The following is a 21,132-nucleotide window of genomic DNA, read 5'->3' on the forward strand; positions in this document are numbered from 1 at the left end:
GTTGTTCTATTGGGTGTGCGCTTACTGCAGGTCGTCCGCGGTCACGCCGGGCGGTAGCGCCGCAGGCAGCCACGCGCGTCCCACATAGCCGCGCATCGGCCCGCCGGATTCGACGATCACGTCCGGCCGCGCGATTCGCGAACTGTGCAGATTGGCGCCCGCCGCCGGCGTGGCGGCCCCCGCAAGGTACGAGTCGGCGTACTTGCCGAGCAGCGTGCGCAGATCCGGCATGGTCGGGCCTTCCCACGCGTAGCCGATGATCTGGCCGGTGCTCGTCGCGTACTCGTTAATGCTGGTGTTGCCGGCATCGGTCAGGGTGCGCACGCGCAGCGCACCGTTCAGCAGCATGCGCGGCGCGGTCGCGGTCGGGTTCGGCTGACCCGGCATCGTGCCGCCCAATTCGGCCTGCGCGCCAGCGCTCGTACACAGCGCGCCTAGCGCAAGCGCGAAGGCGGCCAGAGAGGGGGAGAAACGGGACTTTGACATGGCGGTCTGCCTCGCGAGCCGGCTTGTTCCAGTTTTATTGAGATACGGAGGTGACGGTAACATCCGGGGTTTGTTGACCATCACGGAGCATGTCGTCGCCGCTCGATGCCTGGTCAAAATGCGTGTCGGGCCGGCAGAGGAAAAGGCTTTTGAAACAAAGATCTGACAAGGTTATAGAGGTGAACCTACGCGGCAGTAGGAAATGTTGGCAAATGTTAAATGTGCGGCGCGCGAGCGATTTTCCGCCGTGAGCGCAACGCGTTTTTTTCCTTGGCGAAGGTGTGCCGACGATAAGCGCGTGGACTCTGTGCAAGGGGCCCTGCGACGCGTTCTGCGCACGCCACATGCCGTTCAATTGGGCGGGCAAACCCCAGTTTTTGCACACGGCTCGCCGGGACCGGTAAAATGTTGGGTTGATCCACGGAAACTTGCCGTGGCGTAGCGGAAGGATTCCCCGAACATGACTGATCTTCGTCTTACCAAGCGGTTTGCAGTAATGCTGATGGCAGGCGGGCTGGTCGCCGGCTGCGGCACTTCGTCGCCGACCAAAATCGACTACAAGAGCGACTCCAAATCAAAGCAGGTGTCACTTGCCGTCCCGCCGAACATGATCGACGAGACGGCCGATCAGCGTTCGTTGCCCCCGCAAGGCGGCGAAACCTCGCTGTCCGCGCTCAAGCAGGTTCAGGCGCAAGCGCCGTCGGCGAGCAATAACGTGGCGGTCGTGCCGCAGGTCAGCGGCATGCATATCCAGCGCGACGGCACGGAAAGCTGGCTCGTGATCGACAACAAGGCGCCCGCACAGGCGTGGGAGCAGATCCGCCGCTTCTGGCAGGAACAGGGCTTCCTGCTGGTGCTCGACCAGCGCGACAAGGGCGTGATGGAAACCGACTGGAACGAGTCGCACGCGCAGATCAGCGACGGCCTGATCCGCAACACGCTGTCCAAGGCAATGGGCAACAGCTATGTGACCTCGGAGCGCAACAAGTACCGCACGCGTCTCGAAGCGGCGCCGAACGGCGGCACCTACGTGTTCATCAGCCAGAAGGGCATGCGCGAGGCGCTCACCGGCACGAACAACGATTCGAGCCAGTGGCAGCCGAAGCCGAACGATCCGGCTCTCGAACAGGAATATCTGAAGCGCCTGATGGCGGCGCTTGCGCTGGCCGATTCGCGCTCGAAGTCGGGTGGTGGCCAAACCGCTGAACTGTCGCCGGCCGGCACCCAAGCGGCGCCGAACGCGGCGGGCGCAGGTGCGAAGTCGGCCGCGGCGGCCACGGCGGCGCAGAACGTCGCGCTGTCGGCGCAACAGCCGATGCCGGATGCGGGTTCGGCGAATGCTTCGGCGCAGCTCTCGTCGACCGAACTCACGCTCGGCGAACCGTATGACCGCGCGTGGTTGCGCGTGGGCCTCGCGCTCGACCGCAGCAACTTCACCGTCGACGACCGCGATCTGAGCCGCGGCCTGTACTTCGTCCGTTACGTCGATCCGAAGGATATGTCGTCGGCGGAACAGGGTTTCTGGAGCCAGGTGTTCCACGGCAAGAAGGAGAAGGTGGCCAAGGAGTATCGCGTGAACGTGCGCGCGGTGACGCCGGACCAGACGCGTGTGGCCGTGGTCGACGACAAGGGTGCGATCGACGAAAGCTCGCAGGCCAAACAGATCATGAGTCTGATGGTCGAGCAGCTGCACTGAGCGGGCAAAGCCTGAGCAGATAACAGACGCAACTGATGTTTGAGAAACCGCCCGGCAATGGATGTCCCGGGCGGTTTTTTTATGGCCACGGGACTATGCGCAGGCACTGGTGTCCCGTTGTTCGTCGAGCGCGTAGGCGCAACGCGACTTGATGCCGACGGTCGCCTCCCGGCGATGCGTGCGTCTTTAGCGCCTCTCCTGTGAGCGTTATCAACCTGAGCTCGGCAGGCGTGGGCAGCAGCCTGCTCATTTGGCGCTCATCTGCGGGGCCGCTTCGAGGCTGGCGGCGTCGCGCGAAACGGTTTTCAGGTATCGGCCCGGCGCGTGCCGATCCACGGCAAACGCTTGATTACGCCGGTGGCGAGCGCGGTCCCGACCAGAATCACGGCGCAACCTTCCATCATGCCGGGCGACACGCCTTCCCCGAGAAACAGTGCGCCCCACAGAATGCCGAAGATCGGAATCACGAACGTGACGGTGATGGCACGCGCCGGCCCGGCCACCGCGATCAGGTGGAAGAACAGCATGTACGCGACGCCGGTGCACGCGACGCCGAGGGCGATCACCGCGCCCCACGCGTGCAGCGAGATCGGCGCGGCCGGCCAGAACATCACGGCGAGCGGCAGCAAGACGATGGTCGCGCCGGTCATCGTGCCGGCGGCGACGGTTAGCGCATCGACGCCGGTCAGGTGGCGCTTGGTGTAGTTCGCCGCGATGCCATACAGCAGCGTCGCGCCGAGCGCCGCGCCGGCCGCGAGCGCGGTGGTCAGCGGCGTCGCGGCCGCACCGTTCGGCGTGGCGATCTGATCCCATACCAGCATCAATACGCCGAGAAAGCCGATCACGAGACCGAGCGTGCGCAGCGCGCTCAGCCGGTCGCGCAGCCAGAGAAAGCCGACCAGCGCGCCCCACAGCGGTGTGGTCGCGTTGATCACCGAGGTGACGCCCGCCGACAGCGTCAATTCGGCGTAGGCGAACAGGCAGAACGGCGCCGCCGAATTCAGGATGCCGACCACCAGCAGAGGAAAGGCGCGCGTGCGCAGGATCGTCGCCGATTGCTGCAGCGGCCGTCGCGCGAGCAGCACGATCAGCAGAAAGGCCGCGCCGATGCCGACGCGCAGCGCCATCAACGGAGCCACGCCGAAGTCGGTGACGCCGACGCGGATAAACAGAAACGACGCGCCCCACAGGGCAGCGAGGATCAACAGTTGCAGCAGGTTTTGAGGTTTCATCGGGATGGCGCCGCGCGCAGTTGAGTCGGGACGCCTGCGCATCGTAGCAGCGCGATCACGCGAAACGTTTCAGGTTGAGATGAAACGGCAAGATTCGGGAGATCGAGGCGTCCGGTGCCCACGATCGTAAGCGTTGTCGGGCCGTGAGCAAAACGAGCATTTCTCACGCTGTTGTGAGAAAAATTGCGATATGGCGGCTGTGGGGATTGGGCGCGCCTGCCGAGGGTGGGGTGTTTATTGCAAAGTGTGAATTATTTTGCGGCAGGGCGGGAGGGCAGCCGTTGTCGGTCGGTTCGGAGCGAGGGGGATGCCTGGTTGGAAAGCAGGCGCTTCTTGATCGTAGGACGCGCTGCGCGCGTTCAATGCCCGAGGGCAACGAAGCAGACCAACGAACCGCGCCAACGACTCAAGCCAACGACTCAAGCCCAGGCCAACAAAGCGGCTCAACAAAGCAGCTCAACAAAGCAGCCCCCTCTGGCGACGCGCACAAAACCCGCGCTCTGCTTCCCGCCACGTCGACAAGCAGAGCACACGCAAATCAAACCAGATCAACGATCAATGCGGAATCATCCACTGCAAGAAATTCTGCTGCGCCCACACCAGCAAACCGAGCAGCACCGTCAACAGAATCGAATGCTTGAAGGTCTTCGCGAACACCACACCTTCCTTGCCTTTGAGTTCGGTGGTCGCCACGCCGGTCGAGATGTTTTGCGGCGAGATCATCTTGCCCATCACACCGCCCGACGAATTGGTCGCCGCCATCAGCACCGGACTCAGATTCAACTGGTTGGCCGCCACCACCTGCAGATTGCCGAACAGCGCATTGCCCGACGTATCGCTACCCGACAGGAACACCGCGACCCAGCCGAGGAAGGCCGACACCAGCGGAAAGAACGGACCCACCGACGCGACGCCGAGACCGAGCGTATAGGTGAGCCCCGAGTAGTTCATCAGATAGGCGAGCCCGACGATGGTCGCCACCGTCAGAATGGCGATGCGCGTCTGCACCCACGTGTCGGCGACCGCCTTGCCGAATTCGCGCGCGCTCAGGCCGACCACGAACGTCGTGATGAGCGCCGCGACCAGAATCGCCGTGCCGGTGGCGAGCGGCTGGAAGTCCCACACTGCGGCATACGGCGTGTTGTACAGCGTGATGAACACGGCCTTGTCGAGCCCCGGCCACGGTATTTTGACGTCGCCGATCGTGAAGACTCTCGCGATGGTCCACACGATCACCACGACTGACACGATAATCCACGGATACCAGCCCTGGGCGCCGCTGATCTTGCCGCGCACCTCGCCGATACGGTCGACGCTGATCGCGAATTCGGGATCGGCAGCAGGCTTCCAGATGCGCAGGAATGCGATCGTCAGAATCAGCGACACCATCGACGACAACACGTCGGTCAGGCTGTAGTTCACGTAGTTCGACGCGATGAACTGCGTCAGCGCGAAGCTCGCGCCCGACACCAGCAGCACCGGCCACACGCGCAGCATGTTGCGAAAGCCCGCATACACCGCGATCACATAGAAGGGCAGCAGCAGTGCGAAGAACGGCAACTGGCGGCCGACCATCTTCGCGAGCAGATCGGACGGCAGATGCGTCACCGCGCCGAGCACGGTGATCGGTACGCCGAGCGCGCCGAACGCGACCGGCGCCGTGTTGAAGATCAGCGTAAAGGTGAGCGCTTCGAGGGTGGGAAAGCCGAGCAGGATCAGCAGCGAACTGGTAATGGCAACGGGAGTGCCGAAGCCGGAAATCCCTTCGAGCAACGCGCCGAATGAAAAGCCGACCACGACCAGCACGACCCGCCGGTCATTGGGCAGGTTGTCGATCATCCACATGCGAAAGGCCGCGAAGCGGCCCGAGCGTTGCGCGACGTTGTACAGCAGGATCGCCGTGACCACGATCCACATGACCGGCCAGCAGGCGAACACCGCGCCCGCGAACACCGAGTTGAACGCGAGCCCGACCGGAAACCGCCACACTGTAATCGCGACGATCAGACCGACGATCAGCCCCGCGAGCGATGCCTGCCAGGCTGGCCTGCGCGCCCAGCCGAGCAGCAGCAGCACGACGATGATCGGCAACGCGGCGACAAGGAACGAAGGCAATAGCGCATTGCCGACCGGGGTGAGTAGTTGGTGAAACATCACGTCTCCTTGGTATTGTTCGGCGCGACGCGGGGGATCACGAATGAGAGGCGCGTCTTTGTGGCAGGACGGACGAGCGTCAGCGGAACGTAAGAGTCGAACCGCATTCCTTATTAAACGGCTACTGCATGTGCTTCCCAAGCATAGAACCCCGCGCGGGCACGTCAAGAAGGGAAACTACGGGCGCACGAAAAGAAGTGGCGCAGGCGGGTCGTCTGCACGATGTGGAGCACGGTGCATGAAACGAAGCGGGCGCGTGATCGCGCCATGGCGAGTGCGCCCGTATTGCAGTGAGCGGCGTGCACCGAAGCCTGCATGCGACACGCGTTCAGTGGTGCCAATGATGATGTCCCCACCCTCCACCCCAATAGCCGCCGATGCCGATCGACACCGATGGTCCGTAGTAGCCTGGATAGCCGTAATACGCCGGGTAAGCGGGATAGACCGGAGGCGGATAGTAGGCGGGATAAGCCGGCGCCGCATAGAGGGGCGGCGCCGCTACCGCATAAGTGGGCGGCGCGTCTTGTTGCTGCTGTTGCTGCGCATCGGTCGAACCGGTTTGCCCCGCCGGGACGCCCTGCTGCACCGCCGTCGCGGGCGCCGTTGGATACGTTGAATAGTAAGCAGGGTAATAGCCGGCCGGAAAGTAACCGTATGGGTAATAGCAGCCCGACAACGTCACGACGCAGAGGACGCCGCAGGCAGCAACGCCTCTACGGGATAGCCGCAAAAAAGCGCGCGGCAGCCATGAGCCCCTCGCGCGAAAACTGTTGATGACGCGGGACCTCATGACGCGCTCCTCGTTGTACCGTACACCATCATCGTCGGCGTAACGAGATGAGCTTACGCTCCCGCGGCACGAACACGATTGCAAAACGTAACGGCGCATTTCACGACGTTGCACCGCATCGTTTGACGCTTACGCTAAGCGTCGTGTTCGCTTTCGAAATACCGTGACTTACCGCGCAGTATGCGCCTGCATGCCGCTTACTTGCCGACCTGATTACCGATGATGCCACCCGCCGCCGCACCGCCGATCGTCGACAGTGCATTGCCGCCGATCGCCGCGCCCGCGGCGCCGCCCAGACCCGCGCCGATTGCCGTATCACGCCCTTGCCGGCTCATGCCTTCACACGCCGAAAGTCCCCCAATGAGAGCAACGATGGTTGCGAGCGTGCCGATTTGCCGAATCTTTCTCATGATGCTGACTCCCGGTTGGTTAATTGGGTTTGTTGGTCGTAACCGCCGAAACGTAAGAGAGACAAAAGCCCCCGGTTCATGCATTCGATGTTAGCCGTGCGTCGCGTATCCAGATGTGTGAGCTTGTCAGCGGATTGACGGTTTCGTAATCAAATGTTTCCCTTCGTCCAGCATGCGGCGTGCCCGGCGCCGCATACCCTCGCACAGACGAAAAAGCCCGCCAGTGGCGGGCTGTGATGCTGCGATGCAGGTTCGTGGCGGAATCGGGCGGCGCTAAAGCGCTGCCCGATCTGCCTATCGAACCTTACTGCCGCTGATAGATCTCGGCGCCTTTCTTCATGAACTCGATCGACTTCACTTCCATGCCTTTCTTCAGCGCTTCGTCGTCGGTGACGCCTTGTTGCGCCGCGAATTCGCGCACGTCCTGGGTGATCTTCATCGAGCAGAAGTGCGGGCCGCACATCGAGCAGAAATGCGCGACCTTGGCCGAATCCTTCGGCAGCGTTTCGTCGTGGAATTCGCGCGCCTTGTCCGGGTCGAGGCCGAGATTGAACTGGTCTTCCCAACGGAATTCGAAACGCGCCTTGCTCAGTGCGTTGTCACGCACCTGCGCGCCCGGATGACCCTTCGCCAGATCGGCGGCGTGCGCGGCGAGCTTGTACGTGATGATGCCGGTCTTCACGTCGTCCTTGTTCGGCAGGCCCAGGTGTTCCTTCGGCGTGACGTAGCAAAGCATCGCCGTGCCGAACCAGCCGATCATCGCCGCGCCGATGCCCGACGTGATGTGGTCGTAGCCCGGCGCGATGTCGGTGGTGAGGGGCCCGAGCGTGTAGAACGGCGCTTCGTCGCACCATTCCAGTTGCAGGTCCATGTTCTCCTTGATCAACTGCATCGGCACGTGGCCGGGGCCTTCGATCATCGTCTGCACGTCGTGCTTCCACGCGATCTGCGTGAGTTCGCCCAAGGTCTTCAACTCGCCGAGCTGCGCTTCGTCGTTCGCATCGTAGATCGAGCCGGGACGCAGGCCGTCGCCGAGCGAGAAGGCCACGTCATACGCCTTCATGATTTCGCAGATGTCTTCGAAGTGCTCGTACAGGAAGCTTTCCTTGTGATGCGCGAGACACCACTTCGCCATGATTGAGCCGCCGCGCGAGACGATGCCGGTCATGCGCTTGGCCGTCAACGGCACATACTGCAGGCGCACGCCCGCGTGAATCGTGAAGTAGTCGACGCCTTGCTCGGCCTGTTCGATGAGCGTGTCGCGGAAGATTTCCCACGTCAGGTCCTCCGCCTTGCCGTTGACCTTTTCGAGCGCCTGATAGATCGGCACCGTGCCGATCGGCACCGGGCTATTGCGGATGATCCACTCGCGCGTCTCGTGAATGTGCTTGCCGGTCGACAGATCCATCACCGTGTCGCCGCCCCAGCGGATCGCCCACGTCATCTTGTCGACTTCCTCGCCGATCGACGACGTCACCGCCGAGTTGCCGATGTTGGCATTCACCTTCACGAGGAAGTTGCGGCCGATGATCATCGGCTCGCTTTCCGGGTGGTTGATGTTGTTGGGGATGATCGCGCGGCCGCGCGCCACTTCCTCGCGCACGAATTCCGGCGTGATCGCCGTGAGGCCGTTCGCACCGAACGCGCTCGCGCCGAACGCCTGGCCCGGATGCTGACGGCCCATCATCGCGGCGAGCTTCTCGCCGTTCGGACCGCTCGTCTTCAGGCTCTCCAGATACTCGGCGCGGCGCTGGTTCTCGCGAATCGCGATGTATTCCATCTCCGGCGTGATGATGCCCTTCTTCGCGTAGTGCATCTGCGACACGTTCTTGCCGGCGATCGCGCGGCGCGGCGTGCGATGCAGGCCTTGGAAACGCAGGCCGGCGGTGGCGGTGTCGGCGGCGCGCTCGCGGCTGAAGTCGCTGGACAGACCCGTCAGCGCTTCGGTGTCGCCGCGCTCTTCGATCCACGCCTGACGTAGCGCCGGCAGGCCCTCGCGAATATCGATCTTCGCGTCCGGGTCGGAGTAGGGGCCCGACGTATCGTAGACATAGACCGGCGGATTCTTTTCGCCGCCGAAGCTGTCGGGCGTATCGGCCTGCGAGATTTCTCGCATCGGCACGCGGATGTCGGGACGCGAACCGCTCACGTAGACCTTGCGGGAATTCGGCAGCGGCGCGACAGCGGCTTCATCGACGTGAGCGTCGGCGGACAGGAATTTTGGATTGGCGTTCATCGTATCTCCATGCAAAGCAATGTGGGCAGCTAAGCAGGAGACGAGACGGAAGTAGTCGGAAATCGCGCGAGAGGTGAGGCGATGGAGCTGGAGTGCGAAATCCGTACGCTTCCCTGCGCTGGCATTATCCAGATCAGGTTCAAAGGGTATTTCTCACCCGCGCGGCACGGACCTCCAAGCTCCATGCGACGCAGGACCCCCGCGTTAGCAGCGCACACGATACACCGGCCACCCGCGACTTGGCAACCCGTCCGGTTGAACCGAACCGCGCATCGCGGCGCGGCCCACCGTGTCCTGTGCTGATTGTGACGGGCAGGCGGGCGAGCTGCGGCGTGCTTGAGTTACAACGAGATCAGAGCGAGAAATTGTCGCCGGCTTCGGGCTGATACAGGATCTTGTCGAGCTTCAGCACTTTCTCCGTGCCGCTCGGCGGCGTGAAGCGGATGCGCTCGCCGCGCTTCGCGCCGAGCAGCGCGAGGCCGGCCGGCGAGAACACGTTCAGGCGCCCGTGCGCGAAGTCCGCGTTGGGCGGATAGACGACGGTCCAGGTCATCTGTTCGCCGCTGGCTTCGTCGGTCAGGGTGGCTTGCGAATTCATCGTCACCACGTTGGCCGGAATTTCGCGCGAATCAACGATCACGGCGCGCTCGAGGACGTCGTCGAGCATGTCCTGCAGTTTCGCGCTCGCGCCGGGCGCGGATGCGTGCTTCTCGAGGCGGGCGACATCGAGTTCGGTCAGATAACAGGGTTTCGTCTTTTTCATGACGGGTACTCCAATTCGATCTGCATAAAAGAGAACGGCGTGCGGAAGCGTTCAGCCCGGCGCCCGAAGAAAGTCCCCTTGGGGACGACGCGGCCTGAACAGTGGAGCTAGCAGCGTTAGATCGGGAGCCGGGCGGCGGAGAGCGGGAGCGTTCGGGACGGCTCGCCGGCCGGACACGGCGCGAAGTCCGCGCGCGCGTCACCGGTTGCGCGGCGGGGGCGCAAGCGGATGAGGGCACGGGAAGTCGGGAAGCGCATCGAAGTAGCCGGCAGGTGTCGACAGAAGGGGGTGAAGGCGTCGCCTGAAAACGGAAAGCAGCGCCATAGAAAGGTCCATGTTAGCACGCGGCCGAGCGTCGCCCGATTCGATCCGCGTCGGCCTTGTGCTCGGGCAACGGGCGGCGCGGTAGCACTTGGGATGCATTCAAGCACATCGTAAAAATGTCGTTACTGGTTCTGTCGGGCTTTGTGAAGTGCCCGTTGTTCATTGAGTCTGCAGCAGAGGCGGCTGCCCGGTTCGGTGACATCGCGCCGGACGGCATCGCTGATGCGAAACGAATCGAGTCGGCCTACGGGTGAGTGCGCATGAAAACGAACCCATCGCGGTTGCGGACGCTCGGTGCAGTGGCGGGGGCCATGACGCTGCTGGCGGCGCGTGCCGGCTGCGCGCTCACGCTGACGTTCTCAATGTGCCTCCGGGCGTGACGAGCGGCGTGGAGGTCGCGTTGCAGGTGAACGACGGCGTGCCGGCGCGGGATCGTGTAGCGGCGCGTTTCGTCGATAGCGGCGGGCGAATCGCCGCGGCGCGCAGCGGTCACTATCAGGTCGGGCGCGACGGCGGCACATTGTCGTTGTCGCCGAAGGGGGCGCGCACCGGGACGCGCGTGACCGCGGTCGTGAGCTATCAGTGCCTTCACGAATTCGCGTGCGCGGATTTCAGGTGATGGCGGGAGTCATGTTCCACTGCCGCGCACGCTGAAAAAACACCAGCGATACGTCCCCGGTTTTTGTGTTGCAAGGACACCAAAAAGTTACGATTCTTTCGCTCGGCGCGGTGGGCGCTTACTGCATAATGCGATGCGCGCCGCAGCCTTGGCGCGTGTTCGCCCCGGCCCGATTTCTTTCGTAAGCCGCGGCGTTGTGGCCCTATTGGTCATCTATCGCCTTTCCGTTCCACCGACATGTCCGCCAGCCTCGCCCGTCAGACCGCATTTTCGATGCGGTGTCCGCCATCCCGTCAGCGGGTTTTCAGCGGGGGCGCAATACCTCGAGCGGCATGGACGGGGTGAACGCATGTCGTTGCAACGCTCCAGTTTCTTTTCGCGCGGTTTGCCGATCCGTTTGCCGCAGTCGCACAGCGGCCAGATCGCGCTCGCGCTTGCCGTCGTCTATCTCGTGTGGGGCTCGACGTACCTCGCCGTGCACGTCGCCCTCGGTTCGTTTCCGCCGCTGCTGCTCTCCGGGCTGCGCAACCTGTTTGCCGGCATAGGCCTGTTCGTCTTCGCGGTGCGCCGCAAGCCGGTCTGGCCGAGCGTCGCCGAGGTCCGCAATGCCGGACTCGTCGGCACGATGCTGGTGGGTTTGTCGAGCGGCATGCTCGCCTACGGCATGCGCACCGTCGGCACCGGCACGGCGGCCGTGATGGTCGCGACCGTTCCGCTCTTCGCGACGGTGATCGCTGCCGTCGCGGGTCGCAAGATCGGCCGCGGCGAGTGGCTCGCGGTCGGCCTGGGGCTGGTCGGCATCGCCATTCTGAGTCACGGCGACAGCACGCCGGGCTCGGCGGCCGGCAGTCTGGCGATTCTGTGCGGTGCACTCTTCTGGGCCGGCGGCGCGCATCTCGCCGGGCGTCTGAAGCTGCCGTCGGATCTGTTTCTGTCGACCGCGCTGCAGATCGGGCTGGGCGGCGCGATGTCGACACTGGTCGCCTGGGTCTCCGGCGAACGCATGCTCGACATGCATGTCCTGCCGTTGCTGGCATTCATCTACCTGATGCTGATCGGGACGATGGCCGCGTACGTCGCGTATGGTTTTCTGATTCGCCACACGAGCCCGATCATTGCGAGTAGCTGCATGTATGTGAATCCGGTGGTGGCGGTCGCGCTCGGCGCGTTGCTGCTGGGCGAGCCGGTCACGCGCTCGACGGTGATCGCGACCGTGGTGATTCTGGCTAGCGTGGGCTTGTCTTTCTGGTTCGATTACAGGAAGAAGGGGCTGGCTTGAAGTTCGCCCTGGGGTGGGGTTCGTAGCGGCGCGTGTGGAGCGGCCAAAAAGACCAGCCCATCCCGCTTCAAAGCGCGGCCGGCACCTCAGCCCCTTCGCACGAAGGGCTGATAGCCATAGCGGCCCGCATGCAGGATCTGCAGCGCGATCTTGCCGCCCTCGGCATGCACGGCCCCGCTCAGCAGCCGATGATTGCGCAGATCGAACACGGAATTCAGCGTCCCGCCGAACGGCAGCAGCCAGCCCGCGCGATTCGGCGAGATGCCCCCGGTGACGATCAGGCCCACGCCGCCTTTCGCGCGTTCGCGAAAATACGCGGCCAGCTTCGGGTAGTTCCAGAAACGGTCCTCCATGCCGGTGTGCATCGAACCCATCACCACGCGATTGCGCAAGCGGGTGAACCCGAGGTCGAGTTCGGCGAGTAAGTGCTGGTAAGACATGGCAAGGGAGCGTGTAAGTATTGGATGCGCCCGAACGATACACCGCGCATCGGGCCAGCTCGCCGAGGAAAAAATCTAATCCTCGCAACCCATTGCTCCGTAAGCCATTTATCAGTCGCCGTCGGCCATCGAGCCGTCCCCGGCACACGCATTGCTCAAAGCGATCGTCCATCGACACGGACCGCGCCGTCAGGAGAAACAGGCGTGATGTGCAGCAGGGATAGGAGGGGGCTGCTTCGGAGAGCCGCCCGGGACCGTTCAAACAAATGATGAATGCGGTGTCCGGCGGCGCGGTGTCCGAAGCGGAACGCCCGTAGATCAATGGGTCGAGAGCCCACATCGAAAAAGGTGAACACAATGAAAATGATCCGAACCATGGCGGCCGTTGTGGCGGTTGCATCTGTTCTGAGCGCATGCGGCGGCGGGTCCGACGACGTCGGCAAGGAGCTCGGCCTGACCAATCCGCAGATCCACTTCATTCACGCGATTCCGAGCGGCCCGGCCGTCGACTTCCTCGTGAACGGCAGCGCACCATCCGGGCAAACGAACGTCGCGTACAAAGGCGTGACGAACTTCACCAATATCAACACGGGCTCCACCAACGTCGGCTATGCGGCAACCGGCACGACGACCGCGCTCGCGAGCGGCAACTTCCCGAACGTCGCGAAGGGCCACGAATACACCGTGCTGGCGCTGCCGGGTCTCGCCGCGCCGGACATCGGCCTGATCGACGATCCGTTCGACAAGGGGCTGCTGTCCAATAGCGCGCGGGTGCGCAGCTTCAACGCATCGGCGAACGCGACCAACCTCGATCTGTATCTGGTCCAGTCCAGCGCCACGGACATCACCAAGGTCTCGCCGACGATGGCGGGTGTCGCATTCAAGAACGCGGTGCCGGCGAGCGGGCAGGATTCGATCTACGTGTCCGGCGGCCAGTACGTGCTGATCGCGACCGCGGCGGGCAGCAAGACGCCGATCTTCCAGTCGCCATCGTTCACGCTGTCGAACAACGCCGACTGGCTGGTGACGTCGGTGCCGATCGGCGGCGCGCTGAGCCAGCTGGTGCCGGGGCAGATCCATTTGCTGATCGCGCAGAACGGCAACACCAGCACGCCGAGCATCGAGTTGTCGAATACGCTGACGGGTGAATAAGCAGGTGAGCTAACCCGACGCGACAGGCGAAGGCCATAGACGACACGTCCTGGGGAGGACGGAGCGGCGATCCACGCGAGTGGGTCGCCGTTTTGTTTGTGCATGTCGATATGGACGACTCCGTATTTGCTGCCGGCAGGCACCTTCCCGGAAAGCGCGCCTGGGACCGAGACACGCGCTTCACGCAAGAACACGCATCAGGCTCACGCAAGAACCCGGGCAAGAGAGCGGGGCAAGAACCCAACCAAAGCGCCGCCAGGACACCCACAAAAAAAGCCCGCCACGGTTCCGCGTGACGGGCTGTCGAATCTCTGCGTGACCCGGCGCCGCGAAAGCGCCGGCCCTTCAGTTACTCGAACACATAGCCGGTTTACTTGGCCTTTTCCGCCGAGTTCGAGATGGCGTTGCCGCCCTTCGAAATGTCCTCGCCCGCGCCGGCCACCGTGTTGCAGCCGGAGAGCGCGGCCACCGAGCCAGCAATGAGAAACAAAGCGATCAGTCGAGCCATGGAAGTTCTCCTTGTCGAGAATGCGTCGGTTGACGTGCCGGGGTTGCATGGCACGCGCTAGTTATCGTCCGACCGGGCCTTACGCCAGTCGATCCGGTCTGATTGCATGGTAAAAAAAGGGCGGGGGCGGCGCTGTCAGTTACGCTGCGATTTTGTTGTAGGCGTGCTCCGGTGTTTGCGTCGGCGTACTCCTACAACGCGGCTCGGCGGCTGCCGCGCGGCCTCGCTAGACGGCCGTTCGCGAGGGCGTCGCCGGCGGCAGATCGACTGACGGCGTCGCGGTGCTGACGCTCGGCATCGCCACGTCGATGTCAGTGCCGTTCGGCACGCCGCGCCGGATCTCGAAGCGTCCGCCACGCGCGGCGACTCGCTGGCGCATGCCGAGCAGCCCATGCGTATGCGTGCGCTTCAGATCGGCCGGTTGGATGCCGACGCCGTTGTCGGCGATATGCAGCGCCACCTGGCCGTCGCCGACCTGCAACGCGATCGATACCTTCGAGGCCCGCGCGTACTTCGCGGCGTTTGTCAGCGATTCCTGCGCGACGCGAAAGAGCGCGATCTCGGTCTGTTCGTCGAGCTGGATGTCGTCGGCGGGCAGGTGCAGTTCGAGCGTCCAGTTGTTGCGCTGCGCGGCTTCGTCGGCGAGCGTGCGCAGCGCGGTGACGAGCCCGAAGTTCGCCAGCACCGTGGGCCGCATATCCTCGATGATGCGCCGCTTGAGCGCGATACCCTGGTCGAGATTGGCGAGCGCGCGCGTGAGCTTGTCGGAGATATCGGGCGCGCTGTCCTTCAGCTTGCGGTTGGCCCACGCGACGTCCATCTTGCTCGCCGTCAGGATCGCGCCGAGTTCGTCGTGCAGTTCGCGCGCGAGCTGGGTCTTTTCGTTTTCGCTGACCGCCTGCAAGTGCCAGCCGAGCGCTTCGAGCTGACGCGTGCGTTCAGCTACGAGCTGGTCGAGCCCCTCCTGTTGTGTGATCAGCTGGCGCTGTACGCGCGCCTGCCGGTCGATCTGAATGCCGAGATTGCGGAACAGCAGAATGAACAGCACGATGTTCAGCGCCGACAGGCCCGCCGCGCACAGCGTCGAGATCCGCTGATCGGCGCGGCTCGCGGCGAGCGCGTGCTGCGCGCGGCGCTCCTCGTTGTCGCGCAACAGCGTGAGGGTGCTGTCGATCAGCGAGGCGTCGGCGGGATTGACGTCGCTCGCGTTGCCGCATGCGCCTAGATCGAGTGGATGCGGCGCCGCGTGCTGCAACGCGGCGCCGCCCGCACCGATGCGTGCTTCGATCAGCGCGAGAATCTGCGTGAAGCTGGCGAGTTCGGCGCTGTCCGCGCGGCCGCTGCGGTAGAAGCGGTCCAGTTGCTGCGTGCTCTGACGAATACGCGCCGCGGTCGAACAGAAAGCGTGGGCGGAGGCCTCGTCCTTCGTCAGAAGAAAATGGTTCTGCTCGGCTGAGAGACGCGATAGCTGACTCGCGAGCGTGCTCAGTTGCACGGTGACATCGCGCGCTTCGAGCGCGGTTTCGTATTCGGCGGTAATGCGTTGGCGCGCCGTTTCGAGAATCACGAGCCCGCCCACCGTGATGACGATCGCGACCGTCATCGCAATCGCCCAGCTGCGGGTGCGCATCCAGCCGGCGAGGCGCGCTGCTGCGCTTTGGTCAGCTAACTTTGGCGCGCTCGACATGTTCTGAACATCTGGCACATTCGGCTCCTCGGATGGGCCATCAGTGTAACGTCCATGGCGTCCGGCGACGATGGCGGCAGGGTTCGCGCTCACGGACTGCTGCCGCGTTTTGCATGATCGGCGCGTTGGCGTTGTCACGTGATTCCTTCGTCGCCCCTCGCGTATTGCAGCACCATTACGGCGCGAACGGCTAATCCCTGCACAGCGCATCCCCCGCGTAACGCCGCCGTAATCCAATGTAAGCGGATTCTCACACGAAAACCGGCGTGCGCCGGAATGCGCGCGCTGCCGCCGATCGATAGGATGGACCTGATCGTTCATTCACTGTTTCGGGAGGAAGCCATCATGTTGAAGTGGGCGTTGTTCTTCGCCGTCATCGCGGTGATCGCGGGGCTTCTAGGCTTTACCGGCGTGGCGGCCGGCGCGGCGGCGATCGCAAAGTTCCTGTTCGTCGTGTTCGTCATTCTGTGCGTGGTGTTCCTCGTGCTGGGCTTCGTGGTGACGAAGAAAATCGTCGATTAGCGCCGCTCGGCGAGCCGGTTGCGCACCGTCTCTGATAGGGGAGCGCGGTTCGCGTCAGACCGATGTCAGTCGATATCCGTCGATACCCACAGAAAAGGAGAGTCGCCATGCTTCACTATGCCGTCGTCTTTTTCGTCATTGCGATCATTGCCGCCGTGTTCGGTTTTACCGGCATCGCGGCAGGCGCGGCCGAAATTGCGAAAATTCTGTTCTATATTTTTCTGGTCGTGTTCGTGGTCACGTTGCTGCTCGGTGTATTCCGGACATAGACCTGCGCGCACCAGCGCGTAGTCATGATCTCTACCGGCGCATCAGGCGCGATTCGTGCGGGATGCGCAGTTTCCCCTCAATACCGCAGAAAGGAGAATTTCGATGGCGAACCAATCTGGCGACACCTTTGTGATGGACGTCAAGAAGATCCGCGAGGATGCGCGCAGGCATATGTCGGATGGCGCGGTCACGCAGACCTATGGCGCGGATCTGAAGACGGTGCTGAAGCTGCTCAACGACGCGCTGGCCACCGAAATCGTCTGTGTGCTGCGCTATAAGCGACACCACTTCATGGCTAAGGGCATCAATTCGGAAGCCGTGGCGGCGGAATTCGCCGCACATGCGGCCGAAGAGCAGGGCCACGCGGACAGCATCGCCGAGCGCATCGTGCAACTGGGCGGCGAGCCGGACTTCGCGCCGGACGGTTTGAAGACGCGCGCGCACTCCGAGTACAAGGAAGGCGAGAATCTCACGGACATGATCAAGGAGAATCTGATCGCCGAACGTATTGCGATCGACACGTACCGCGAGATGATCCGCTATCTCGGCGAGAAGGACGTGACGACGCGGCGTCTCTTCGAAGAGATTCTCGCCGTCGAAGAAGAGCATGCCGACGATATGGCGGACCTGCTCGCGGGCCGGGAATAAGGAAGCGCACGAAGATTCACGCAGACGTGCGGACGGCGGGGCGCGCGGGTGGGGCCGAAGGTGTGCCGCGTCGCAGACGTCATCCGCTCTGTGGACTTCCGGCTGAGCCTGGGCGTGAGCCCGTTCTGGAGGTCATTACAATGTCTGCTGTGGAGCGATTCCAGCGCAGGGGCACCAAACCGATGATTCGAGTGTTGATAGCCGACGACCATGCGATCGTCCGGGGCGGCTTCAGACAGTTCGTCGCCGACGAACCGGATATGTGCGTCGCAGCCGAAGCCGCCACCGGCGACGAAACCATCAGCCTCGTGCGCGAGCAGGCGTTCGACGTGGTCCTGCTCGACATCGCGATGCCGGACAAGAACGGCATCGACACGCTGCGCGTGATCAGGCAGGTGCGTCCCGAACAGGGCGTGCTGATCCTGTCCGGCTACCCCGAGAGTCAATATGCGATCAACCTGCTGCGCGCGGGCGCGAACGGTTATCTGAACAAGGACTGCGAGCCCGAGGAAATCGTGCGGGCGATTCGCGCGGTGGCGCGCGGGCATCGTTATCTGTCGGAGGCGGTGGCCGACACGCTCGCCGACAATCTCGACAAGCCGGCTGCGGGGCGGCCGCATGAAGCACTGTCCGAGCGTGAGTTCCAGATTTTCTGCAAGCTCGCGGCCGGGCAGATTCCCACCGGCATCGCGGAGGAACTGCATCTGTCCGTGAAGACGGTGAGCACGTACCGCGCGCGCGTGCTGGAGAAGATGCGGTTGGCGAACAATGCCGATCTGACTTATTACGCGATCAAGAACGGCTTGATCGAATAATGGACGATCGAGATACCCCGATGAACAGCGAATCGAACCGAGTTGCCGAGCAAGCCCGTCACGCGCCGCTGCGCGTGCTGCTGATCGAGGATTCGCCGCTGATCCGCCGCAGCCTCGTGGAAGCGATCGACGCCTCGGGTTCGCTGCAGGTGGCCGCGTATGCCGATTCCGCCGATCAGGCGATCGCGCTCCTGAGCGACGAAGCCTTCGATGCAGTGATCGTCGACCTGCAGTTGCGCGAGGGTTCGGGCGCGCCCGTGCTCGCCTATTTGCAGCGCGAAGGGTTGATTGACTCGATGTTCGCGGCCGTATTGACCAATCACGCGTTGCCCGCGTATCGGGAGCGCTGCGAGCAGTACGGCGTGCGCCACTTCTACGACAAGTCGTTCGAGTTCGATCGCGTCATCGATGCGCTGCACGAGTATGCGTCGGCGCGAAGCGGCGGGTGAGCGTGCTGCGTGGGAGACGAGTCGGCGCGGACTAATCGGATGCGCCGACGCGAAGCAAATGCGAACCGGCGCTGAGCGTGCGAGCAGCGTGAACAGATGCGAGACAAGTGGTGTGAAGCAGGTGCTGTGAGGCAGGCGCGTGAGGCAAGCGCGGGCCGCGCACAAGACAAGCGCCAATCAGTCTGAGAGGAACACGGGTCAAGCGCGACCCAATGCCCCCTCCGCCTGCCCGCCGACCACTCAGCCTAATGTACCGCGCGACGGCAGCCGCAAATGATTCCATGCCGCCAGACCCGCAAACACGAGCCCCGCCACGCTGACGCCGAGCCACCCCAAGACCGGCCAGACCACTGCACCGACGCCCGAGCCGAGCGCTCCGCCGATGAAATACGCAACCATGTACACCGTATTCACGCGGCTGCGCGCATCGGGCTTCAGCGCGTAAATGCGCGATTGATTGGAAATCTGCGCGGCCTGCACGCCGATGTCGAGCACGATCACGCCCACCACCAACCCGGCGATACTCTTGGCCGAAGCGCCGAACACGACGAACGCGAGCGCCACCAGCGCAATCGACACGGTGATGATCGCGCGCGGTCCACGCCGGTCGGCGAACTTGCCGGCGAGCGGGGCGGCCATGGCCCCCGCCGCGCCGACGATCCCGAACAGCCCCGCCGCCTGCGGCCCGAGATGAAACGGCGCGCCTGCCAGCAGCAATGCCAGCACCGACCAGAAAATGCTGAATGCCGCGAACAGCGCCGCGCCGGTCAGCGACGCTTCACGCAGCGCGCGATGTTCGACCAGCAGATGCCACATCGACACCAGCAGCTTGCCGTAAGGCAGCGTCGAGGTCGGCTGGCTCTTTGGCAAGCGCAGGATGATCACGGCCGCCAGCGCCAGCAAGGCGACGACCGATGCGCCGAACACCGCGCGCCAGCCGAAATACTGGGCGATCACACCCGAGGCGGTCCGCGCCAGCAGGATGCCCAGCAGCAAACCGCTCATCACCGTGCCGACCGCGTGGCCGCGTTCGGACGGCGGCGCGAGTTCGGCCGCGAACGGCACCGCCTGCTGCGCGATGGTGGCGAGCACGCCGATCGCCAGACTCGCGACGATCAACACCGCGAGCGTCGGCGCAGCCGCCGCCACGACCAGCGCGGCGCACATGCCGGCGATCTGCAGCAGGATCAGGCGGCGGCGGTCGAAGCGATCGCCGAGCGGGGCGAGCAGCAGCATGCCGGCCGCGTAGCCGAGCTGCGTGACGGCCGGCACCGTGCCGACCCACGACGCGCTGCCCGGAAACGACTGGCGGAAATTATCGAGCAGCGGCTGGTTGTAGTAGATGTTCGCGACCGAGACGCCGGCGATGGTGGCGAGCAGAAACAGTAGGCCGCGCAACGACCGGTCGGCGGAAGCGGGAGTGGAAGCGTCGGAAGTGGACATTGAGAGAGGCGGATCGGCGGACCGGCCCATGCACGGTCCTTAAGCGTGCCGATCATACCGGAGCGGGGCGCTTTGCGCTGACGGCGGCGAAGTGTGCGAAAAGGCGTCGGCGAAGAGCCGTTTGCAGCCCCGGCCGCCGATTTGCCGGATGGTGCGCGCTGCTGGTGTCGCGTCAAGCGGCGTGTTTTCCGCGACATGTGCAAACGTGGCCGTTCGCGATTATCGAGATGCGTACCGGCGCCCGCCTGTTCGGCGATGACATGGCTCACGCGATCGGCGCTGAGATCGCGATGCCCGCGGACGCCTTCGTGCAGGCCGCCGCGCTCGGGACACCGCATGTCAGGTGGTCCCGGCGCGAGCGGCGACGCTCAGTCGATCAACGCGCCTTCAGGCTCGTAAAACGGATACGGCCCGTCGGCGCGCTCCACATAGGCGTGATGCGTGACGATGCCAGTGGCCGGATCGTAGCGATGCAACGCATACGCGGGCGGTTCCATCACGAACGCCGATGGCGCATCGTCGCGCAGGTCGAGCCCGACCTGATGGCCTGGCGCCGGCACCGCGGACGCGATCGTGCCGCCAAAGCGCACGAACATCGGCCGATGCACGTGCCCGCAGATCACCCGCTCCACGTTCGGATGACGCGCGATCAACGCCGCGAGCTTGTCGGCGGCGGCGGGGTCGAGCCGCAGCGAGTCCATATGGCTGATGCCGCAGGCGAACGGCGGATGATGCAAGGCCACCACCGTCGGCTTGTTTCCGGCCGCATCGAGTTGCGCCGCGAGCCATGCGAGCCGCGCGTCGCACAGCGTGCCGGCGCTTTGGCCGGGCACCATCGAATCGAGTGCGATCAGGCGCAGCGGCCCGACGTCCACCGCGTATTGCACGAACTCGCCGCCGCTGCGCAATTCCGCGCGCTCGGGAAACGCCGCGCGCAACGCGGTGCGCGCATCGTGATTGCCGACCAGCAGGAAGTAGGGAACGGCCAGCGGCGCGAGCAAGGTCTTCAGGTGTTCGTATTGTTCCGGATCACCCTGATCGACGAGATCGCCGGTCATGATGACGGCGTTGGGGCGCGGTTCGAGCGCATTGAGCGCCGCGACGCAGCGCGCGAGGTACGCTGCGGTGTCGACCCGGCGGTAAGCGAGCGCGCCGGGGCGTTTGATATGCAGGTCGCTGATTTGAGCCAGCAGCATGGGGAGTCCTTGT

General features: G+C 64.0%; 20 protein-coding genes, 1 pseudogene and 1 riboswitch. Of the genes and pseudogenes, 9 read left to right on the top strand and 12 right to left on the bottom strand.

Annotated features, from left to right (window positions below):
• Nucleotides 1–21 precede the first annotated feature (21 nt).
• Nucleotides 22–486, bottom strand: coding sequence for a DUF2844 domain-containing protein (locus tag B0G69_RS11975; protein ID WP_121317187.1), 465 nt, complete (start codon nt 484–486; stop codon nt 22–24).
• Between the two features lie 460 nt (nt 487–946).
• Between B0G69_RS11975 and bamC the strand changes: the two genes are divergently transcribed.
• Nucleotides 947–2,182 carry an outer membrane protein assembly factor BamC gene (gene bamC, locus B0G69_RS11980; RefSeq protein WP_121317189.1) on the top strand — a complete coding sequence of 412 codons (1,236 nt, stop codon included), beginning with the start codon at nt 947–949 and terminating at the stop codon, nt 2,180–2,182.
• 305 nt (nt 2,183–2,487) lie between these two features.
• Here bamC and B0G69_RS11985 read toward each other — a convergent pair whose 3' ends face one another.
• From B0G69_RS11985 to B0G69_RS12010, 6 genes are all read right to left on the bottom strand, one after another.
• Entirely contained in the window at nt 2,488–3,414 is a 927-nt protein-coding gene (locus tag B0G69_RS11985; protein ID WP_121317191.1) for a DMT family transporter, read from the bottom strand.
• Nucleotides 3,415–3,969: 555 nt separating this feature from the next.
• Nucleotides 3,970–5,568 carry an L-lactate permease gene (locus B0G69_RS11990; protein WP_121317193.1) on the bottom strand — a complete coding sequence of 533 codons (1,599 nt, stop codon included), beginning with the start codon at nt 5,566–5,568 and terminating at the stop codon, nt 3,970–3,972.
• Nucleotides 5,569–5,896: 328 nt separating this feature from the next.
• Nucleotides 5,897–6,358, bottom strand: a complete 462-nt coding sequence (locus B0G69_RS11995) for a hypothetical protein (RefSeq protein ID WP_121317195.1) — start codon at nt 6,356–6,358, stop codon at nt 5,897–5,899.
• A gap of 197 nt (nt 6,359–6,555) precedes the next feature.
• The gene (locus B0G69_RS12000) at nt 6,556–6,768 is read right to left on the bottom strand and encodes a glycine zipper 2TM domain-containing protein (protein ID WP_121317197.1); all 213 of its coding nucleotides are present in this window, start codon (nt 6,766–6,768) and stop codon (nt 6,556–6,558) included.
• Between the two features lie 304 nt (nt 6,769–7,072).
• Entirely contained in the window at nt 7,073–9,004 is a 1,932-nt protein-coding gene (thiC, locus tag B0G69_RS12005) for a phosphomethylpyrimidine synthase ThiC (protein ID WP_121317199.1), read from the bottom strand.
• Between the two features lie 92 nt (nt 9,005–9,096).
• Nucleotides 9,097–9,215: riboswitch (TPP riboswitch) on the bottom strand.
• Nucleotides 9,216–9,356: 141 nt separating this feature from the next.
• Nucleotides 9,357–9,767 (bottom strand): GreA/GreB family elongation factor, encoded by a 411-nt coding sequence (locus B0G69_RS12010; RefSeq protein ID WP_121317201.1) that lies wholly within the window; start codon nt 9,765–9,767, stop codon nt 9,357–9,359.
• A gap of 700 nt (nt 9,768–10,467) precedes the next feature.
• Here B0G69_RS12010 and B0G69_RS12015 point away from each other — a divergent pair.
• Complete coding sequence (locus B0G69_RS12015) at nt 10,468–10,710, top strand: hypothetical protein (protein ID WP_147440723.1); 243 nt, start codon at nt 10,468–10,470, stop codon at nt 10,708–10,710.
• A gap of 349 nt (nt 10,711–11,059) precedes the next feature.
• Nucleotides 11,060–11,989 carry an EamA family transporter gene (locus B0G69_RS12020; RefSeq protein ID WP_121317205.1) on the top strand — a complete coding sequence of 310 codons (930 nt, stop codon included), beginning with the start codon at nt 11,060–11,062 and terminating at the stop codon, nt 11,987–11,989.
• Nucleotides 11,990–12,087: 98 nt separating this feature from the next.
• Here B0G69_RS12020 and fadH read toward each other — a convergent pair.
• A pseudogene (gene fadH, locus B0G69_RS12025) lies at nt 12,088–12,429 on the bottom strand (NADPH-dependent 2,4-dienoyl-CoA reductase); the annotation flags it as partial.
• Between the two features lie 357 nt (nt 12,430–12,786).
• On the opposite strand from fadH, the gene B0G69_RS12030 reads away from it, so the two are divergent.
• On the top strand, nt 12,787–13,581 hold the full coding sequence (locus B0G69_RS12030; RefSeq protein ID WP_121317207.1) for a DUF4397 domain-containing protein: 795 nt from the start codon (nt 12,787–12,789) through the stop codon (nt 13,579–13,581).
• A 370-nt stretch (nt 13,582–13,951) separates the two neighbouring features.
• Here the strand turns inward: B0G69_RS12030 and B0G69_RS12035 are convergent, their stop codons facing one another.
• Together B0G69_RS12035 and B0G69_RS12040 are read right to left on the bottom strand one after the other, a co-directional pair.
• Nucleotides 13,952–14,089: an entericidin A/B family lipoprotein gene (locus B0G69_RS12035; RefSeq protein WP_121317209.1), complete on the bottom strand. Its 138-nt coding sequence runs from the start codon at nt 14,087–14,089 to the stop codon at nt 13,952–13,954.
• A gap of 226 nt (nt 14,090–14,315) precedes the next feature.
• The gene (locus B0G69_RS12040) at nt 14,316–15,776 is read right to left on the bottom strand and encodes a sensor histidine kinase (RefSeq protein WP_241991361.1); all 1,461 of its coding nucleotides are present in this window, start codon (nt 15,774–15,776) and stop codon (nt 14,316–14,318) included.
• A 345-nt stretch (nt 15,777–16,121) separates the two neighbouring features.
• Here B0G69_RS12040 and B0G69_RS12045 point away from each other — a divergent pair, with 345 nt between their 5' ends.
• The 5 genes from B0G69_RS12045 to B0G69_RS12065 all read left to right on the top strand — a co-directional run bounded on the left by B0G69_RS12045 (nt 16,122) and on the right by B0G69_RS12065 (nt 18,480).
• Nucleotides 16,122–16,298 carry a DUF1328 domain-containing protein gene (locus B0G69_RS12045; protein ID WP_012433645.1) on the top strand — a complete coding sequence of 59 codons (177 nt, stop codon included), beginning with the start codon at nt 16,122–16,124 and terminating at the stop codon, nt 16,296–16,298.
• Nucleotides 16,299–16,405: 107 nt separating this feature from the next.
• Nucleotides 16,406–16,567 (top strand): DUF1328 family protein, encoded by a 162-nt coding sequence (locus B0G69_RS12050; protein WP_075643714.1) that lies wholly within the window; start codon nt 16,406–16,408, stop codon nt 16,565–16,567.
• 103 nt (nt 16,568–16,670) lie between these two features.
• Nucleotides 16,671–17,216 carry a ferritin-like domain-containing protein gene (locus B0G69_RS12055; protein ID WP_121317213.1) on the top strand — a complete coding sequence of 182 codons (546 nt, stop codon included), beginning with the start codon at nt 16,671–16,673 and terminating at the stop codon, nt 17,214–17,216.
• Between the two features lie 182 nt (nt 17,217–17,398).
• Nucleotides 17,399–18,031: a response regulator transcription factor gene (locus tag B0G69_RS12060; RefSeq protein ID WP_121317215.1), complete on the top strand. Its 633-nt coding sequence runs from the start codon at nt 17,399–17,401 to the stop codon at nt 18,029–18,031.
• Between the two features lie 20 nt (nt 18,032–18,051).
• Nucleotides 18,052–18,480 (top strand): response regulator, encoded by a 429-nt coding sequence (locus B0G69_RS12065; RefSeq protein ID WP_121317217.1) that lies wholly within the window; start codon nt 18,052–18,054, stop codon nt 18,478–18,480.
• Between the two features lie 240 nt (nt 18,481–18,720).
• Here B0G69_RS12065 and B0G69_RS12070 read toward each other — a convergent pair whose 3' ends face one another.
• Nucleotides 18,721–19,923 carry an MFS transporter gene (locus tag B0G69_RS12070; protein WP_121319334.1) on the bottom strand — a complete coding sequence of 401 codons (1,203 nt, stop codon included), beginning with the start codon at nt 19,921–19,923 and terminating at the stop codon, nt 18,721–18,723.
• A gap of 368 nt (nt 19,924–20,291) precedes the next feature.
• Entirely contained in the window at nt 20,292–21,119 is an 828-nt protein-coding gene (locus tag B0G69_RS12075) for a phosphodiesterase (protein ID WP_121317219.1), read from the bottom strand.
• Between the last annotated feature and the right edge of the window lie 13 nt (nt 21,120–21,132).

Origin of the sequence: Paraburkholderia sp. RAU2J (assembly GCF_003634845.1) — a bacterium.
Lineage (GTDB): Bacteria > Pseudomonadota > Gammaproteobacteria > Burkholderiales > Burkholderiaceae > Paraburkholderia > Paraburkholderia fynbosensis.

Coding starts and splice junctions, on each gene's coding strand:
- B0G69_RS11975 (WP_121317187.1), bottom strand. CDS start 486: ATGTCAAAGTCCCGTTTCTCCCCCTCTCTGGCCGCCTTCGCGCTTGCG.
- bamC (WP_121317189.1), top strand. CDS start 947: ATGACTGATCTTCGTCTTACCAAGCGGTTTGCAGTAATGCTGATGGCA.
- B0G69_RS11985 (WP_121317191.1), bottom strand. CDS start 3,414: ATGAAACCTCAAAACCTGCTGCAACTGTTGATCCTCGCTGCCCTGTGG.
- B0G69_RS11990 (WP_121317193.1), bottom strand. CDS start 5,568: ATGTTTCACCAACTACTCACCCCGGTCGGCAATGCGCTATTGCCTTCG.
- B0G69_RS11995 (WP_121317195.1), bottom strand. CDS start 6,358: ATGAGGTCCCGCGTCATCAACAGTTTTCGCGCGAGGGGCTCATGGCTG.
- B0G69_RS12000 (WP_121317197.1), bottom strand. CDS start 6,768: ATGAGAAAGATTCGGCAAATCGGCACGCTCGCAACCATCGTTGCTCTC.
- thiC (WP_121317199.1), bottom strand. CDS start 9,004: ATGAACGCCAATCCAAAATTCCTGTCCGCCGACGCTCACGTCGATGAA.
- B0G69_RS12010 (WP_121317201.1), bottom strand. CDS start 9,767: ATGAAAAAGACGAAACCCTGTTATCTGACCGAACTCGATGTCGCCCGC.
- B0G69_RS12020 (WP_121317205.1), top strand. CDS start 11,060: ATGTCGTTGCAACGCTCCAGTTTCTTTTCGCGCGGTTTGCCGATCCGT.
- B0G69_RS12030 (WP_121317207.1), top strand. CDS start 12,787: ATGAAAATGATCCGAACCATGGCGGCCGTTGTGGCGGTTGCATCTGTT.
- B0G69_RS12035 (WP_121317209.1), bottom strand. CDS start 14,089: ATGGCTCGACTGATCGCTTTGTTTCTCATTGCTGGCTCGGTGGCCGCG.
- B0G69_RS12040 (WP_241991361.1), bottom strand. CDS start 15,776: ATGTCGAGCGCGCCAAAGTTAGCTGACCAAAGCGCAGCAGCGCGCCTC.
- B0G69_RS12045 (WP_012433645.1), top strand. CDS start 16,122: ATGTTGAAGTGGGCGTTGTTCTTCGCCGTCATCGCGGTGATCGCGGGG.
- B0G69_RS12050 (WP_075643714.1), top strand. CDS start 16,406: ATGCTTCACTATGCCGTCGTCTTTTTCGTCATTGCGATCATTGCCGCC.
- B0G69_RS12055 (WP_121317213.1), top strand. CDS start 16,671: ATGGCGAACCAATCTGGCGACACCTTTGTGATGGACGTCAAGAAGATC.
- B0G69_RS12060 (WP_121317215.1), top strand. CDS start 17,399: ATGATTCGAGTGTTGATAGCCGACGACCATGCGATCGTCCGGGGCGGC.
- B0G69_RS12065 (WP_121317217.1), top strand. CDS start 18,052: ATGAACAGCGAATCGAACCGAGTTGCCGAGCAAGCCCGTCACGCGCCG.
- B0G69_RS12070 (WP_121319334.1), bottom strand. CDS start 19,923: ATGTCCACTTCCGACGCTTCCACTCCCGCTTCCGCCGACCGGTCGTTG.
- B0G69_RS12075 (WP_121317219.1), bottom strand. CDS start 21,119: ATGCTGCTGGCTCAAATCAGCGACCTGCATATCAAACGCCCCGGCGCG.